Annotated in this window: 14 protein-coding genes; 6 read left to right on the top strand and 8 right to left on the bottom strand. The window is 71.7% G+C overall.

Annotation, left to right across the window (positions count from 1 at the left end):
* Window positions 1-74 precede the first annotated feature (74 nt).
* From KY498_RS09935 to KY498_RS09925, 3 genes are read left to right on the top strand one after another with little or no spacing between them, the layout of a single operon-like run.
* Window positions 75-1,088, top strand: coding sequence for an aldo/keto reductase family protein (locus KY498_RS09935; RefSeq protein ID WP_191009471.1), 1,014 nt, complete (start codon window positions 75-77; stop codon window positions 1,086-1,088).
* Between the two features lie 34 nt (window positions 1,089-1,122).
* Complete coding sequence (locus tag KY498_RS09930) at window positions 1,123-1,617, top strand: NUDIX domain-containing protein (RefSeq protein ID WP_191009472.1); 495 nt, start codon at window positions 1,123-1,125, stop codon at window positions 1,615-1,617.
* 56 nt (window positions 1,618-1,673) lie between these two features.
* Window positions 1,674-2,036, top strand: a complete 363-nt coding sequence (locus KY498_RS09925) for a VOC family protein (protein WP_060960237.1) — start codon at window positions 1,674-1,676, stop codon at window positions 2,034-2,036.
* Here the strand turns inward: KY498_RS09925 and KY498_RS09920 are convergent.
* Window positions 2,033-2,578 (bottom strand): ribonuclease H, encoded by a 546-nt coding sequence (locus tag KY498_RS09920; RefSeq protein ID WP_060960236.1) that lies wholly within the window; start codon window positions 2,576-2,578, stop codon window positions 2,033-2,035. The genes KY498_RS09925 and KY498_RS09920 overlap by 4 nt on opposite strands.
* Window positions 2,579-2,651: 73 nt before the next feature.
* Here KY498_RS09920 and KY498_RS09915 point away from each other — a divergent pair, with 73 nt between their 5' ends.
* Complete coding sequence (locus tag KY498_RS09915) at window positions 2,652-3,062, top strand: GNAT family N-acetyltransferase (RefSeq protein ID WP_191009473.1); 411 nt, start codon at window positions 2,652-2,654, stop codon at window positions 3,060-3,062.
* A 56-nt stretch (window positions 3,063-3,118) separates the two neighbouring features.
* Entirely contained in the window at window positions 3,119-3,877 is a 759-nt protein-coding gene (locus KY498_RS09910; RefSeq protein WP_191009474.1) for an MBL fold metallo-hydrolase, read from the top strand.
* Here the strand turns inward: KY498_RS09910 and KY498_RS09905 are convergent.
* Window positions 3,817-4,164, bottom strand: a complete 348-nt coding sequence (locus KY498_RS09905) for a hypothetical protein (protein WP_191009475.1) — start codon at window positions 4,162-4,164, stop codon at window positions 3,817-3,819. The genes KY498_RS09910 and KY498_RS09905 overlap by 61 nt on opposite strands.
* A 136-nt stretch (window positions 4,165-4,300) precedes the next feature.
* Between KY498_RS09905 and KY498_RS09900 the strand changes: the two genes are divergently transcribed.
* Window positions 4,301-5,686: a PLP-dependent aminotransferase family protein gene (locus tag KY498_RS09900; RefSeq protein ID WP_223849547.1), complete on the top strand. Its 1,386-nt coding sequence runs from the start codon at window positions 4,301-4,303 to the stop codon at window positions 5,684-5,686.
* Here the strand turns inward: KY498_RS09900 and ppsA are convergent, their stop codons facing one another.
* From ppsA to KY498_RS09870, 6 genes are all read right to left on the bottom strand, one after another.
* On the bottom strand, window positions 5,687-8,074 hold the full coding sequence (gene ppsA, locus KY498_RS09895; RefSeq protein ID WP_191009477.1) for a phosphoenolpyruvate synthase: 2,388 nt from the start codon (window positions 8,072-8,074) through the stop codon (window positions 5,687-5,689).
* Window positions 8,075-8,120: 46 nt separating this feature from the next.
* Complete coding sequence (locus KY498_RS09890) at window positions 8,121-8,939, bottom strand: pyruvate, water dikinase regulatory protein (protein WP_060960231.1); 819 nt, start codon at window positions 8,937-8,939, stop codon at window positions 8,121-8,123.
* Window positions 8,940-9,087: 148 nt separating this feature from the next.
* Complete coding sequence (locus KY498_RS09885; RefSeq protein ID WP_191009478.1) at window positions 9,088-10,704, bottom strand: polyketide antibiotic transporter; 1,617 nt, start codon at window positions 10,702-10,704, stop codon at window positions 9,088-9,090.
* Window positions 10,701-11,618, bottom strand: coding sequence for an ABC transporter ATP-binding protein (locus KY498_RS09880; protein ID WP_191009479.1), 918 nt, complete (start codon window positions 11,616-11,618; stop codon window positions 10,701-10,703). The genes KY498_RS09885 and KY498_RS09880 overlap by 4 nt, the downstream gene beginning before the upstream one ends.
* Before the next feature lie 79 nt (window positions 11,619-11,697).
* On the bottom strand, window positions 11,698-13,023 hold the full coding sequence (locus KY498_RS09875) for an APC family permease (protein WP_060960229.1): 1,326 nt from the start codon (window positions 13,021-13,023) through the stop codon (window positions 11,698-11,700).
* Window positions 13,024-13,275: 252 nt separating this feature from the next.
* A complete protein-coding gene (locus KY498_RS09870) occupies window positions 13,276-13,722 on the bottom strand; it encodes an Lrp/AsnC family transcriptional regulator (protein WP_061782404.1) in 447 nt (148 codons plus the stop codon).
* Window positions 13,723-13,777 lie beyond the last annotated feature (55 nt).

Genomic DNA, 13,777 nt, shown 5'->3' with positions numbered 1-13,777 from the left:
GCCGGCGGATGCCGAGGCCGCGGCATCCTGTCAAGCCCGCCCGCGCCGGTGCGCGCCGGCGGTAGCGTTGAGGAATGGTCAACTATCGCTATCTCGGCAACAGCGGCTTCAAGGTCTCGGAGATCACCTACGGCAACTGGGTGACCCACGCCTCCCAGGTGGAGAACGACGCCGCCATCGCCACCGTGCACAAGGCACTGGACCTCGGCATCACGTCGTTCGACACGGCGGATGCCTACGCCAACACCGCCGCCGAGGTCGTGCTGGCCGAGGCGCTGAAGGGCCTCGAGCGCACCGACTACGAGGTCTTCACGAAGGTCTACTGGCCGATCGGCAAGAAGGGCCCGAACGACCAGGGCCTGTCGCGCAAGCACCTCTTCGACGGCATCCACGGCTCGCTGCGCCGCCTGAACGTCGACTACGTCGACCTGTATCAGGCGCACCGCTTCGACTACGAGACCCCGCTCGAGGAGACGATGCAGGCCTTCGCCGACATCGTGCGCCAGGGCAAGGCGCTCTACATCGGCGTGAGCGAGTGGACGGCCGAGCAGCTGCGCGAGGGCGCGGCGCTCGCGAAGGAGCTGAACTTCCAGCTCGTCAGCAACCAGCCGCAGTACTCGGCGCTCTGGCGCGTCATCGAGGGTAAGGTCGTCCCGACCTCAGAGGAGCTCGGCATCTCGCAGATCGTCTGGTCGCCGATGGCGCAGGGCGTGCTCAGCGGCAAGTACCTGCCCGGACAGCCCGTTCCGGACGGCTCGCGCGCGACCGACGAGAAGAGCGGCGCCAACTTCATCAAGCGTTTCCTCAACGACGACACGCTCGCCGCCGTGCAGAAGCTCAAGCCGATCGCCGAGCAGGCGGGCCTCACCATGCCGCAGCTCGCGATCGCGTGGGTGCTGCAGAACCCGAACATCTCGGCAGCGCTCGTCGGCGCGTCGCGCCCCGAGCAGCTCGAGGACTCGGTCAAGGCCTCCGGGGTCGTGCTCGACGCCGAGGTCATGTCGGCGATCGACGCGGCCCTCGCGCCGGTCGCGGTCACCGACCCCGAGGAGACCTACATGGTCTCGCCCGCCTCGCGCCCGCTCTGATCGTCGAGGCCGCGAGTCGCGGAGCCTGACGCTCATGGTCACGACGAGCGCCGGCATCCTGCTGTACCGGAGAGATCCGGACGACACGGTGTCGGCGCTCGTCGCGCATATGGGCGGTCCCCTCTGGGCGCGCAAGGACGAGGGTGCCTGGTCGATCCCCAAGGGCGAGTTCGACCCGTCGCAGGAGTCGGCGCGGGATGCCGCGGTGCGCGAGTTCCGCGAGGAGCTGGGCGTCGACCCGCCGGCGGTCGACGACGTCGAGCTCGGAACCTTCGCGTACGCGTCGGGGCGCAAGACGGTCACGGTGTTCTGCCGCGACGGCGCCGGTTTCCTGGCTTCCGCCGCCGAGCGCGCCGCGCTCGTGTTCGGGTCGTTCGAGATGGAGTGGCCGCCGCGGTCGGGACGTCGTCAGCGCTTTCCCGAAGTCGATCGCGTCGAGTGGATGCCGCTCGCCGAGGCTCGTCCGCGCATGGTCGCCGGTCAGCGGCCGGCGCTCGACGCGTTGGACGTGCTGCTGCGCCAGGAGTGACCCTCTTGTGGTCGCACCGTCCGCGGCGCAGACTGTGCGCGGCGGAAGGAGCCATCATGGCGCACGGCGACATCACCCACATCGACATCCCCGTCGCGGACCTCGCGAAGGCGGCCGCGTTCTACTCCGATCTGTTCGGGTGGCAGATCGCGGAGCCGCCCGGTTTCGAGGGCTACCCGATGTGGTCGGCGCCCAACGGCATCAGCGGGGGCGGGCTCGCGCCGCGCAGTGACGGGTTCACCCAGCCGCGGTCGTACGTCGAGGTCGACTCGATCGACGACACCATCGCGAAGGCCGAGGCGGCGGGAGCGACCGTCGCCATGGCGAAGGAGCCGATCACCGCGAAGAGCTGGTGGGCGATCATCGTCGACCCCGACGGCAATCACATCGGACTGTTCGAGGGCACGACCCAGGACTAGCGCTTCTTCTTCGGCGCCGCCGACACGTCGAGCTGCGGGTGTAGGCCGCCCAGCGACGACCACGCGCTCGCGGTGCCCTTTGCGGCGTGCTCGGCACCGCGGACGGCGCGCTCGTCGGCCCACTCGTTGAGCACGTGGCCCTGGTGGCCGCGGACGTGCTCCAGCACGACGTCGGGCAGGCCCGCCGCGCGGCGGGCGTCGCGGGCGGCGATGAGCTGTTCGAGGAGGTCGCGGTTCTTCGTCGGCGCGCCCGTGGAAGTCTTCCAGCCGCGACGGCGGTGCCCGTCCATCCAGGACGAGTAGGTGTCGATGGCGTACTTGGAGTCGGCCTGCACGACGAGGTGCGCAGTGTCGGCGTGGTCTTCGATGGCCTTCAGCAGCCCCATGAGCTCGCCGATGTTGTTGGTGCCGCTCGGGATCGCGCCGGCGGCCCAGTGGCCGTCCTCCCCGACCCACGCCCAGCCGGTCGGTCCCGGGTTGCCCTTGCAGGCGCCGTCGGTGGCCACGGTGTAGGTGTCGTTCGGGTCGGTCGCGGAAGTCACCGTTCGACGGTACTCGATGGGGCAGGCGGCGGACGCCGCGGGCGCGTCGCGGCTCCTCTCGTATGCTGACGACATGACCGGTGTGCGCGTGACGACCGAGCTGGACGAGATCGACCTGGACCTCGTGCACCGCTGGCTCTCCGACGAGGCGTACTGGGCGCTCGGGCGCAGCCGTGAGCTCGTCGAACGCGCCGCCCGGGCGTCGCTGAACTTCGGGGCTCTGGATGCCGAGGGCGCGCTGGTCGGCTACGCGCGCGTCGTCACGGATGCCGCGACGTTCGCCTGGGTGTGCGACGTGTTCGTGGCTCCCTCTGCGCGCGGTGCGGGTGTCGGCACGCTGCTGGCCGAGACGATCGCGGCCACGGTTCGACCGTGGGGACTGAAGCGGACGATGCTGGCGACCGCCGACGCCCACGGCGTCTATTCGAAGGTCGGCTTCGTGCCGCTGCCGAATCCCGAGCGGATGATGGTCCTCGGCGGCTGACCCTCCATCTGAGTGGCCCCGCGCCCAGCGCACGCCACCGCCACGAGAATGGGAGCATGACCTCTCCGCGCCCTGTTCTCACTCTCATCGGCGGTCCCACGGCGATCCTCGAGTACGGCGGCATCCGCCTGCTCACCGACCCGACGTTCGACGAGCCGGGCGACTACCCGTCCGGCGCGGTCACGCTGCACAAGCTCACGGGTCCGGCGCTCGCAGTGGACGAGGTCGGCGAGATCGACGTCGTGCTCCTGTCGCACGATCAGCATCCCGACAACCTGGATGCCGCGGGACGCGCCTTCCTGCCGCGCGCCGGTGCCGTGCTCTCCACGCCCGCCGCGTCCGCCCGCATCCCCGGCGTCCACGGCCTCGAACCGTGGCAGACCCGCACCGTCGGCGACGTCGAGGTCACCGCCGTCCCCGCGCTCCACGGTCCCGACGGCGCCGAGGAGCTCTCCGGACCGGTCACCGGATTCGTCCTGCGCGCCCCCGACCGGCCCGTCGTCTACGTGGCCGGCGACAACGCGTCGCCCACGCTCGTCGCCGACATCGTCGACCGCGTCGGACCGATCGACATCGCTGTCCTGTTCACCGGCGCGGCCAACGTCGGCCGTTTCGGCGACAGCGACCTCACCCTGAACGCCCGCACCGCGGTCGAGGCGGCGCGGGCGTTGGGGGAGGCGATCATCGTTCCGGTGCACGCCGAGGGGTGGCACCACTTCAGCGAGACGATCGACCGCCTCGAGCGCGAGTTCGCCTACGCGGGGCTCGCGGACAGGCTCCGGGTGCCCGCCGCCGGCGTGCCGTTGCCGCTCTGACGCGCCGCGGGGTCGGCCGGTGCCCCCGCGACGAGGTCGCCGACCGTGAGCGCGCGGAGGGCCGGATGCCGCCGCGTCGCGGTCGCGATGGATCGGACCAGCATCGGTGTTCGCGCACCGGGCGGGCACGCGGGCTGACGGAGCCGACGCGCGATGCCGGCGTCGATCGCGCCGAGCGTGTCGCGGTGGGCATCGAGGGCCTCGTGACCGTCCGTGTCGCCGCCGCGGTCGTCGTCCGCGAGCCAATCGATGACGCGTGCGATGGTCCACTCCGACACAAGTGGCATGGGGGATGGCTGATTCTGCGGGTGTGGGGTCACGCGGGGGTGGGTCATTGGACCAGAATCGGTCTCGATGGACGCTCACGACAGGGCCACTTCTCCGCGAGTGGTCACACGATTGGCCGATGCGGACCGCACCGCAGTGGTGTCTCCCGCGGCGCTGGCGGCGCGGCTGGGGCGCTGGGTCGACTCCGACGGGTCGCTGACGGCGAGTCTGGCCGCCGCTCTGCGCGCGCTCGTGAGCTCGGGCGAACTGCGCCCCGGTGACCGGCTGCCCTCGGAGCGTGCGCTCGCCGCGGCCGTCGCGGTCTCACGCGGCACGGTCGTGGCGGCCTACGCCGCGCTCGCCGACAGCGGCGTGCTGGAACGGCGGCAGGGCAGCGGCACGCGCGTCGCGGGGGCGGCGATCGCGCTGCCGGCCCGGCGCTCGCAGGGCGAGAGCCTCTTCCAAGCCGCGCCCGCCTCCATCGACCTCCTGCGCGCGGTGCCGCGCATCCCCCCGCGCACGATCGAGATCGTGCGCGGCTTCGATGCCGCCCTGGTCGCCGCGACGGCCGCCGATTCCGACCCCGCGGGCCTGCCCGAGGTGCGGGAGCGCATCGCGCGACTGCTGAGCGACGACGGCACGCCGACGACGCCCGAGCAGGTGATCGTCACCAGCGGCGCCCAGCAGGCGCTGAGCCTCGTGATCGACGAGCTCGTCGCGCCGGGCGACGTCGTGCTGAGCGAGGAGCTCAGCTGGCCCGGTCTCGTCGACCCGGTCCGGCGGCGGGGAGCGCGCGTGCACGGGGTGCCGATGACGCCGGACGGCGTCGACGTGGATGCCCTGGAGGCCGCGATCGTGGCCCTGCGCCCCGTCCTCATCGCCCTCAACCCCCACCACCACAACCCGACCGGATCACGGATGCCGCCGGCATCCCGTTTGGCGGTCGCCGAGCTCTCCGCCCGTTACGGCGTGCGCGTCATCGAAGACCGCGTGCTCGCGAACATCTCCTTCGACGGAGTCGTGCCGGTGTCGCTGGCGGCGTTGCGGTCGGACGCGCCCGTCATCGTCGTCGACTCGCTGTCGAAGTGGGCGTGGTTGGGCCTGCGCATCGGGTGGGCGCGCGCCGATCCCGTGCTGATCCGGAGACTGCGCGCGTCGCGGCAGCTCGTCGACCAGGCCGCCAGCGTGCCGGCGCAGCGGATGGCGCTGGGTATTCTCGACGAGGCGCCCGCCCTGCGCCGCGACGCGAGCACCACCCACGCCGCGGCGCTGGAGCGGCTGGTCCCGGTGGTGCACGAGCACCTTCCGGGCTGGACCTTCGACGTGCCGCGCGGCGGCCTCTCGCTCTGGGCGCGCCTGCCCTCGGGGTCGGCGACCGCGTTCGCGCGGCGCGCGGCTCTGGCGGGTGTGGCGGTCGCGGGCGGCTCGGAGTTCGCGGCATCCGCACCCGCCGACGACCACATCCGCATCCCCTTCACCGCTCCCGACGAGCTGCTCCACGTCGCGATCGAGCGGCTCGGGCGGGTCTGGCGCGCGGGGTGATCACCCGGCCTGCGGAGCCGTCGCCTCGGCGGTCTTCGACAGCCGCAGCCACGTCTCCACGACGGTGTCGGGGTTGAGCGACACCGACTCGATGCCCTCGGCGACGAGCCATTCGGCCAGATCGGGATGATCCGACGGGCCCTGCCCGCAGATGCCGACGTACTTGCCGGCCGCGCGGCAGGCGCTGATCGCGAGGGACAGCAGGCGCAGCACGGCCGGGTCGCGCTCGTCGAACGTCGACGCCACGAGCCCTGAGTCGCGGTCGAGGCCGAGGGTCAGCTGCGTCATGTCGTTCGAGCCGATCGAGAAGCCGTCGAAGAACTCCAGGAATCGATCGGCGAGCAGCGCGTTGGACGGCAGCTCGCACATCATGATGACCTTGAGGTCGTTCTCGCCGCGGCGCAGCCCGTTCTCGGCGAGCAGCTCGACGACCGCGTGCCCTTCGCCGACGGTGCGCACGAACGGCACCATGACCTGCACGTTCGTGAAGCCCATCTCATCGCGCACGAACCGCAGCGCCTCGCACTCCATGTCGAAGCACGGGCGGAAATCGGGCGAGATGTACCGCGACGCCCCGCGGTACCCGAGCATGGGGTTCTCCTCGTGCGGCTCGTACAGCTCGCCGCCGACGAGGTTCGCGTACTCGTTCGACTTGAAGTCGCTGAGACGCACGATCACCGGCTCCGGCCAGAAGGCGGCGGCGATCATCGACACCCCCTCCGCCACGCGGCGCACGAAGTAGTCGCGCGGCGTGTCGTACGCCGCCGTGGCGTCGGCCACCCGCTCGCGCAGCTCGCCGTCGAGCGTGTCGAACTCCAGGAGCGCCCGCGGGTGGATGCCGATCTGCCGGTTGATGACGAACTCCAGCCGGGCCAGGCCCACGCCGCGATGCGGCAGCCGCGAGAACGAGAAGGCCTGGTCAGGGGTCCCGACGTTCATCATGATCTTCACCGGCGCCTCCGGCATGGAGTCCAGCCGCGTGATCTCCTCCTCGAACGGGAGGATGCCGCGGTAGACGAACCCGGTGTCGCCCTCGGCGCACGAGACGGTGACCTCGTCGCCGTCGGACACGATGGTCGTGGCATCCCCCGTGCCGACGACGGCCGGGATGCCGAGCTCGCGCGCGATGATCGCCGCGTGACAGGTCCGCCCGCCGCGGTTGGTCACGATCGCGCTCGCGCGCTTCATGATCGGCTCCCAGTCGGGATCGGTCATGTCGGCGATGAGCACCTCGCCCGGCTGGAAGTCGGCCATCTGGTCGAGACTGCGCAGGACCCGCGCGGGTCCCGCACCGATGCGCTGGCCGATCGCGCGGCCCGCCGTCGCCACCTCGCCGCGCGCGCCGAGCACGAAGCGCCGGATCACGCCCGCCTCGACCCGCGACACGACCGTCTCCGGGCGCGCCTGCAGGATGTAGAGCCGTCCGTCGATCCCGTCTTTGCCCCACTCGATGTCCATCGGACGTCCGTAGTGCTCCTCGATCACGAGCGCCTGGCGGGCGAGTTCGACGAGGTCGGCGTCGTCGATCGAGAACAGACGCCGAGCGGATGCCGGGACGTCCTCGAACCGTGTCGAGGCGCGCGCCTCGCGGGCACCCGTGTACCGCATGGCGATCGCCTTCTCGCCGACGGAGCGCTTGAGCACCGCGGGGCGACCCGCGCGCAGCGCGACCTTCGAGACGTAGAACTCGTCCGGGTTCACCGCCCCCTGCACGACCGCCTCGCCGAGTCCGTACGAGCTCGTGATGAACACGGCGTCCTCGAAGCCCGACTCGGTGTCGACGGTGAACATGACGCCGGCGGCGCCGATGTCGGAGCGCACCATCTTCTGGACGCCGGCCGACAGCGCGACCTCGTCGTGGTCGAATCCGTGGTGGGCGCGGTACGCGATCGCCCGGTCGTTGTAGAGCGACGCGAACACCGACCGGATCGCGGCGAGGACGTTGTCGATGCCCGCGACGTTCAGGAACGTCTCCTGCTGGCCGGCGAACGAGGCGTCGGGCAGGTCTTCGGCGGTCGCGGAGGAGCGCACCGCGAAGGAGGCCTCGGGGTTCTCGCCCGCGAGGCGGGCGTAGGCCGTGCGGATCGACGCCTCCAGCTCGGCCGGGAAGGGCTGCTCCTCGATCCACGCCCGGATCTGGGTCCCCGCGTGCGTGAGCGCCGCGACGTCCTCGACGTCCACGTCCGCGATGGCCGCGGCGATCCGCTCGCGCAGCCCGCCCTCCGCCAGGAACTCCCGGTACGCGTCGGCGGTCGTGGCGAAGCCGCCGGGCACGCTCACCCCCAGAGCGGCGAGATGCGACACCATCTCGCCGAGCGATGCGTTCTTGCCGCCCACGGCGGGGAGGTCTGCCATGCCGAGCTGATCGAACCAGAGGATGCTGCTCATGTGTCGGGCCTTTCGGTGGGAGGGGGCGCGGGGAGGGGTGGGACGCTCAGGTGCGGAGCTTGAGGGACTGCATGATCACCGCCGACATCTCCTCGACGCTCTTGGTCGACGAGTTCACGAACGGGATGTGGGTGCGGCGGTAGAGGTCCTCGGCGCGGCGCAGCTCGAGCGTGCACTGCGCGAGACTCGCGTAGGTCGAGTCGGGGCGCCGTTCGTGGCGCACCTGGCTGAGGCGCAGCGGCGTCGTGGTCAGTCCGAAGCAGCGCGCGGCGTAGGGGGCGACCGCTCGTGGCAGCCCCTCGGTGGGGAAGTCGTCGTCGGTCAGCGGGTAGTTCGCGACGAGCAGCCCGTACTGCAGCGCCAGATACATGGTCGTCGGCGTCTTGCCGCAGCGCGACGGTGCGACGATGAGCACGTCCGCCTGGTCGAGGGCGCGCATGCTCTGGCCGTCGTCGTGCTCGATCGCGTACTCGACGGCGCGCATGCGGGCGAAGTACTGCTCCGTGTCGCCGACGGTGTGGAACGAGCCGAGCTGCTCCGACGCCGTGGTGCCGAGCGCCGCTTCGAGCTCGGTGAGGTGGCCGCTCAGCAGGTCGATGTGGGTCGCCCGGGCTCCGCCCAGCACGCGGGCCACCGCGGGGGAGCGCACGGTGTGGAACACGATCGGCTCCTCACCCGCCGCGGCGGCGCGGTCGATCTCGCGGGCGACGGCGGCGGCGCCCTCGGCGGAGTCGACGAACGGCACGGTGTGGCGGCGGAACGTGACTCCGGGGAAGTTCACGAGCAGTGCGCGGCCGAGCGTCTCGGCGGTGATGCCGGTGGAGTCGGAGACGAAATAGGCGGCGCGGGGCGTCGTAGGGGTCACGCGGGTGCTCCTCGTCGCCTCGGGGGAGACCGGCCGATCGACCGGTTGTTCCGAGGCTACGAAAGATGACCCTTCCCTCTGCGCGCTCGGCGCGTAAAGAACTTCCGTTCTTGCGGCTCTGTCAGGAAGTCGCGATCGGGTGCGGCCCTCAGGCGCGCAGCTCGCGGCGCCGCATCGCCAGCAGGGCGGCGGCCACGGCGAGGGCGGTGGCGAGAGCGAGGGGCAGGATGCCGCGGAGATCGACGCCGTCGGAGGTCGGCACCGGCGCGGACGCGAACGGAGCGACGTCCACGAGCGCCGCGCTCATCCCGAAGAGGGGGCCGAAGAGCGCCACGACGGCGCCGATCGCGACGAGGGCCCACGCGGTCGGGATCGCGAGTCGCGGCAGCACCACGACGAGCACGGCGGCCAGCCCCGCGAACAGCCAGGCGGGCACCAGCTGACCCGCCCCCGCGATCGCCGCATCCCGCACCAGCCCCGCGCCGTCGCTCGCCGCCTGGGCGCCGGCGGCGGCCCCCAGGACGCCGCCGACGAGGGTGAGCGTCGCCGCGACCAGCGCGACGACGACGTGATCGCCCAGCCACCGCCGGCGCGCGACCCCCGACGACAGCAGCAGCTCGGCGGTGCCGCGGGTCTCGTCCTGCCGGGCGCGGACGACCGTCTGCGTCGCCGCGCACGCCGCGAAGACGCCCAGCATCACGAAGAAGACCACGACGAGGCCCCGCGCGAGATCCGCGCCGGCGCCCCCGAGGGCCTGCAGGACGGCGGTGACCGTCGGGTTGTCGTCGCCGATCCGGTCGGCCACGGAGCCCAGCGAGGTCGAGAGGACGCCGACGAGCACCCCCGCCGCCGTCCAGCCGATGACGGAGGGCAGGCTCTGGCGGGCGACGAGCGCCAGATGGGAGGCGAGGGCGGGGCGCGCGTGCGCGCGACCGCGCCGCTCGGGGAGGAAGGCGGCCCCGAGGTCGCGATGGGCGTGCAGCGCCGCCGCCGCGCCGATCAGGACCGCCGCGACCACCGCGCCGAGGATCAGGGGCCGGGGATCGTCGGCGTCGAAGGGGCGCACGTTCTCGGCCCAGCCGAACGGCGACGCCCAGGCGAGGCCCGAGCTCGTCATGCGGGTGAGGTCGTCGCTCGGGGTGCCGAGCGCGTTGCCGACGCCCGCGACGACGAAGCATCCGAGCAGCACCCAGACCGACAGGCTGTTCGCGCCGCGCGCGGTGGGCAGCAGCTCCGCCGCCGCCAGCCCCACGCCCAGGAAGACGAGCGCCACGACGAGGCAGGCCGCCCCGACCAGCGCCGATCCGAGCGCGGGAGCGCCGCTGGCGACGAACACGGCGCTCACCACGACCCCCAGCACCGCCGCGGCGACCGCCCCGTGCACCACCGTCGCCGCCAGCGGGACGGACCTGCCCGCCGGCGTCGCCGCCACCAGCTCCAGACGGCCCTCCTCCTCGTCGCCGCGGGAGTGCCGCACCGCGAGGAACGAGCTCATCAGCGCTCCCAGCAGCAGCAGCCACGGCAGCAGGAGGAACGCGACCATCTGCGCTTCACCCGCCCCCGACGGCAGCCCGCGGAAGAGCAGGATCACCGGATTGGCCATCACCGTCGCCAACAGCGCGACGCGCTCCTGCTCGTCGCCGTACGAGCCGCGCACGCCGGGGTAGCCGGCCGCGGCAAGGGCGGCGGTGCCCCCGATCCACACGCTCAGCTGCACGGCATCGCGGCGCAGGCGTTGGCGCAGGAGCGGAGCCAGCGTCGTCATCGCGGCCCCCCGGTCGGCTGTGCGCTGTAGTGGCGGAGGAACAGCTCCTCGAGCGACGGGGGAGCCACCCGCAGCCCTTCGGCGCCGAGCGCCCCCAGGCGCGGCAGCGCCGCCGCGACGGCGTCGCTCGCGAGGGTCAGCGAGATGCGCCCCGCGGCCTGCGTGACGTCCTCGGCGCCGGGCACCGTGCGCGCCGCCGCGAGCGTCGCACGATCCGTCGCGACGAACGACACCTCCGTCCGGGTGAGGTGGCGCATCTCGGCGAGCGTCCCGGCATCCACGATGCGACCGCCGCGCACGATCGACACGCGGTCGCACAGCAGTTCGACCTCCGACAGGATGTGGCTGGACAGCAGCACGGTGGCCCCGGCATCCCGCACCCGGGCGACCTCCTGACGGAAGACGACCTCCATGAGGGGGTCGAGGCCGCTCGTGGGCTCGTCGAAGACGTACAGGTCGGCGGGGACGGCGAAGGCCGCGACGAGCGCCACCTTCTGACGGTTGCCCTTCGAGTACGCGCGGCCCTTCGTGCGGGTGTCGAGATCGAAGTCCGCGCAGAGCCGGCGTCGCACCGCGGCATCCGCCCCGCCGCCGCCCGTGCGCAGGCGGCAGAGCAGGTCGATCGCCTCGCCTCCGGACAGGTTCGGCCACAGGCTCACGTCGCCGGGGACGGAGGCGATGCGGCGGTGAAGGCGGGAAGCCTCCGCCCACGGATCGCCGCCGAGCACAGTCGCCGAGCCGGACGTCGGCCGCGCCAGCCCGAGCAGGATGCGGATGGTGGTGGACTTGCCGGCGCCGTTGGGGCCGAGGAAGCCGTGCACCTGGCCCTCGTCGACCGTGAGGTCGAGCCCGTCGAGGGCGTGCACGCGGCCGTAGTGCTTCGTGAGGGCGTCCGTGCGGATGACGGCGGTCATGCGCCGGATGCTACGCCGAGGGCGGGTGCCGCGGTAGATGCGACACCCGCCCTCTCCCCCGGTGCGTCGGGGACGGCGCTCAGATCTGCGAGCGCGGCCCCGGTTCGACGATCTTGTTGAAGCCGGTGACGGGCTGGTTCTCGTCGAACGAGACGACCGGCCGGCGGAAGCCCCGCGTCAGGAAGACGAGGTACAGCAGACCGAGGCCCGTCCAGATGAGGCCGACGATGAGCGCGTGGTCGTCGAGGTTCACCCACAGCAGTCCGGTCAGCGCCATGCCGATGGCGGGCATCACGATGTAGTTGACGACGTCGCGCGGTGTGTGGCGTCGTCCCTGGCGGATCGCGAACCAGGCGATCACCGAGATGTTCACGAAGGTGAACGCGATGAGGGCGCCGTAGTTGATGTAGTCGACGATCTGGTCGAGGGTGAACGCGATGGCCGCGAGGCTCACGATGCCGACCAGGACGACCGTGAAGGCCGGCGTGTGGGTGCGCGGGCTGATGTAGCCGAAGAACTTCTTGGGCAGCACGCCGTTGCGGCCCATCACGAGCAGCATCCGCGCGACGGAGGCGTGCGAGGCGAGCCACGACGCGAGCGTGGCCGCGAAGCCCGCCGCCGTCAGCACCGACTGCAGCACGATGCCGCCGACCTGCGAGCCGATCTCCGGCAGCGTCGAGTCGGCTATCGCCTCGGGCGGGAACGCCTCGTGGGACGGGAAGCGCAGCTGCGTGAAGTAGGCCGCGATGAGGAAGATCGCCCCGCCGACGAGCACCGTGAGGAGGATGGCGCGCGGCATCGTCTTGGGGTTCTTCGCCTCCTCGGCGTACATCGTCACCGCGTCGAAGCCGATGAACGAGAAGCACACGATCGTCGCGCCGGCCAGGACCGCGCCGAACTCCACCTCCGGGTGGAAGAAGGGCTGCACCGAGGCGACCGTGCCGGCGCCGGCGCCCTGCACGAGCTGGACGATGACCATCACGACGAACACCGCCATGACCACGATCGAGAAGATCAGCAGGATCATGTTGACGTTCGACGTGCCGCGCATCGTCAGGTAGATGATCCCGGTGACGCCCGCCGTGAAGGCGACCACCCACACCCAGCCGGGGATGTCGGGGAACAGCGCCTCCATGTAGCTGCGGAGGATCAGCGCGTTCACCATCGGCAGCAGCAGGTAGTCGATGAGCGAGGTCCAGCCGACGAGGAAGCCGAGGCTCGGATGCATCGACTCGCGCACGTACGTGTAGGCGGAGCCGGCGCTCGGGATGACCCCGACCATCTTGCCGTAGCTGATCGCCGTGAAGCCCATGACGATGAGGGCGAGGGCGTAGGCGGCGGGGACGACGTTGTTGGTCTCGACGGCCACGTTGCCGAAGGTGTCGAACACGACCGTCGGCGTCATGTAGCCGAGGCCGAGACCGACGATGGACCAGACCCCCAGCGAGCGTGCGAGGGTGGCGGAGCGCGAGGATGCCGACGTGGCGGCCAGTGACTCGTTCGTGATTCCTCCTGATGATGAGGTCTTTCGGGTGCTCGAATACTAGGGTCGGCCTGTTTCGTTTGTGTAGCGTCGCCGTCACCTCGGATGACGCGTCGGCGCCATGTCCGGACGATTCGACCGGGGATCGCGTCCGCGCGGACGAACGGTGCGGGCTCAGACGCCGCGCAGGCCGTCGGTGCGCTCGAAGATGAGGCTCGTGTTGGTCGCCGCGACGATGGAATGGGTCGAGAGGTGGTCGGTGACGAAGGCGCGCAGGTCCGCGCTGTCGCGTCCGCGGAAGTGGATCACGAAGTCCTCCGCGCCGGCGACGTAGAAGTACTGGGCGACGTCGGGGTGGGTGCGCAGCTCCTCCGCGAAGCGCGTCAGCTGCGCCCGCGCCCCCGGACGGATGCGCACGGAGACGAGCGCCTCCGTGCGGTAGCCGAGCGCCGCGGGGTCGACGTCGATCGTGAAGCGGCGGATCGCGCCGCGTGAGACGAGTCGCGCGATCCGCGCGTGAACGGTGGACGCCGCCAGCCCCAGGGTCGTCGCGAGACGGCTGAGCGGTTGCCGCGCGTCCGCCCGCAACTCGTCGATGAGTCGGAGGTCAGCGGCATCCATCGAATCATTCGAGCCTGATGCGACCATGCGCCGATCTTATTTCGGTGGAACGTGC

The organism is Microbacterium sp. PAMC21962, assembly GCF_019443465.1.
In the GTDB taxonomy this organism is placed as follows: Bacteria; Actinomycetota; Actinomycetes; order Actinomycetales; family Microbacteriaceae; genus Microbacterium; species Microbacterium hominis.
The sequence above is the reverse complement of the archived record's forward strand: the minus strand, read 5'-3'. Positions and strand labels throughout refer to the sequence as shown.

Excerpts from the sequence above, each read along its gene's own strand:
- KY498_RS09870 (WP_061782404.1), bottom strand. The coding sequence starts at position 13,722 with ATGGATGCCGCTGACCTCCGACTCATCGACGAGTTGCGGGCGGACGCG.
- ppsA (WP_191009477.1), bottom strand. The coding sequence starts at position 8,074 with ATGAGCAGCATCCTCTGGTTCGATCAGCTCGGCATGGCAGACCTCCCC.
- KY498_RS09930 (WP_191009472.1), top strand. The coding sequence starts at position 1,123 with ATGGTCACGACGAGCGCCGGCATCCTGCTGTACCGGAGAGATCCGGAC.
- KY498_RS09925 (WP_060960237.1), top strand. The coding sequence starts at position 1,674 with ATGGCGCACGGCGACATCACCCACATCGACATCCCCGTCGCGGACCTC.
- KY498_RS09935 (WP_191009471.1), top strand. The coding sequence starts at position 75 with ATGGTCAACTATCGCTATCTCGGCAACAGCGGCTTCAAGGTCTCGGAG.
- KY498_RS09885 (WP_191009478.1), bottom strand. The coding sequence starts at position 10,704 with ATGACGACGCTGGCTCCGCTCCTGCGCCAACGCCTGCGCCGCGATGCC.
- KY498_RS09910 (WP_191009474.1), top strand. The coding sequence starts at position 3,119 with ATGACCTCTCCGCGCCCTGTTCTCACTCTCATCGGCGGTCCCACGGCG.
- KY498_RS09915 (WP_191009473.1), top strand. The coding sequence starts at position 2,652 with ATGACCGGTGTGCGCGTGACGACCGAGCTGGACGAGATCGACCTGGAC.
- KY498_RS09905 (WP_191009475.1), bottom strand. The coding sequence starts at position 4,164 with ATGCCACTTGTGTCGGAGTGGACCATCGCACGCGTCATCGATTGGCTC.
- KY498_RS09880 (WP_191009479.1), bottom strand. The coding sequence starts at position 11,618 with ATGACCGCCGTCATCCGCACGGACGCCCTCACGAAGCACTACGGCCGC.
- KY498_RS09875 (WP_060960229.1), bottom strand. The coding sequence starts at position 13,023 with ATGACGCCGACGGTCGTGTTCGACACCTTCGGCAACGTGGCCGTCGAG.